2 protein-coding genes are annotated in these 1,615 nt (G+C 45.6%); both read left to right on the top strand.

Annotated elements, in window-relative coordinates:
* Positions 1-947 (top strand): MBL fold metallo-hydrolase (locus tag Q0620_RS03210; protein ID WP_298783182.1); only part of this gene is annotated, 947 nt, incomplete at its 5' end.
* On the top strand, positions 940-1,615 hold a 676-nt coding region (locus Q0620_RS03205), incomplete at its 3' end, for a hypothetical protein (RefSeq protein ID WP_298783181.1). The genes Q0620_RS03210 and Q0620_RS03205, both read left to right, overlap by 8 nt.

The raw sequence follows: 1,615 nt of genomic DNA, 5'->3' as shown, positions 1-1,615 counted from the left end.
TGATGGGAGATATTAAAGGCGCAGGCGGACTGCTAGTCAATCAATATCTATTTAACTGGCCACCGTTTGGTAACGGCAAAGGGCTTGCCAAAGGCAGCTACGAAGAGGGAATTTCACAAATCAAGCATCTTCTACCCGATAAAATCGATGAGGCGTGGGAGGTAACCAAAAAACTTTCCGTAAATCCCGATAACGCGGGCGGCTACTCTGCTCTCATAGAGATAGAGCGCCTAAATGGCGAAAAGAAAAAATATCTGCTTGATTGCGGTTGGTCCTATAAATGGATGCACGAGTGTTTTAAGCGAGAAGGGATCGATAAGATGCTACAAAGCGGCGAGATAGACACCCTCATAATGTCGCACGAGCACTACGATCACTTTTGGGCGCTACCCGTCGTTTTAAAGTATAAGCCCGACATCAGGATCATCATACACGAAGGATTTTACCCGGAGGGCAGACAATATATCAAGGATTCGGGTCATAAAGGCGAGCTTGTAGTGTTTAAAAAGGGCAGAAATGAGATCGAGCCCGGAATGTGCACGTTTTGCTATGATTGCCCTATCATTACGAGGGTTTTTGGCGAGCAGTCGATCTTCGTAAACGTCAAAGACAAAGGCCTAGTGAGTATCACGGGCTGCTGCCATCAAGGCATCATTACTTTTTCGGACTCCGCGCATAAGGAGCTTAAGTACGACAACGACCAGCTCTACGGGCTTTACGGCGGACTTCATATCTCGCCGTTTGACGACTGGGATCCAAAATACGACGATCTGGTTATCGGGCTTAAAAGATGGAACTACCAAGTCATGGCGTGTAACCACTGCACGGGTTTGCTGACCGTGCAAAAATTCGTCCGCGAGGGCTATCCGATCGTAAAGGGCACGGCTAGATTTAGAACCAAAACGTCCGATTATCTCGGCAACGGCGATAAGGTTAAATTTGGATAGAAGCATGGAATTTCAAGATATTTTCCCTTTGAAATTTAAATACTCGTTTGAGGATTACAGGTCGCTTATGAGATGTATATTGATGAAGTCTCTTTACGATAGCGACGTAAAATCCTCAAGCAGGTATCAGGGGATGTATAAGGGGAACTATTTTAATGAATGCTGGAGCATAAAATTTGGCTTTTACAGCGGAATTTACGGTATCGTTTTACGAGAGGTAAAAGAGGATGCGGGCGTATTTGAGCTTTATTATTTCCCCTCCGCAAATGACGAGCTGCTAGACAACGTCTCGCTTTTTGAAGCCGTTTTAGCCGGAGAGCCAGAGTTTTTGACGAAGGTGCGAAATTTCTCCGCGCACGAGGAGCTTTTAAATAACTTCGGCGTCGCTACGATCTACTTAAAACCGCAAGAGCGGGACATAGCGCTATCTTTTAAAACAAAGCTCAGAGATAGGTCGTACGCAAAGGACGGCGTCTGCGTAGAGGGCAAGCAGATCATCGCAAAAGAGGGGCTCGATAAAAATTTCCCCTGCTTTAGGGTATCGCTTGCGTTTATGAACTTTTTGCATATCGCGCTTTGTAAAATTTACGAGCCGCGCTACGAGAGCTTTGAAATTTACAAAAAAGCGGCTCGCGCCGTGATCTACGACAAAGATCGAAATTTAAAAA

Origin of the sequence: uncultured Campylobacter sp. (assembly GCF_938017615.1) — a bacterium.
Taxonomy (GTDB): domain Bacteria; phylum Campylobacterota; class Campylobacteria; order Campylobacterales; family Campylobacteraceae; genus Campylobacter_B.
The sequence above is the reverse complement of the archived record's forward strand: the minus strand, read 5'-3'. Positions and strand labels throughout refer to the sequence as shown.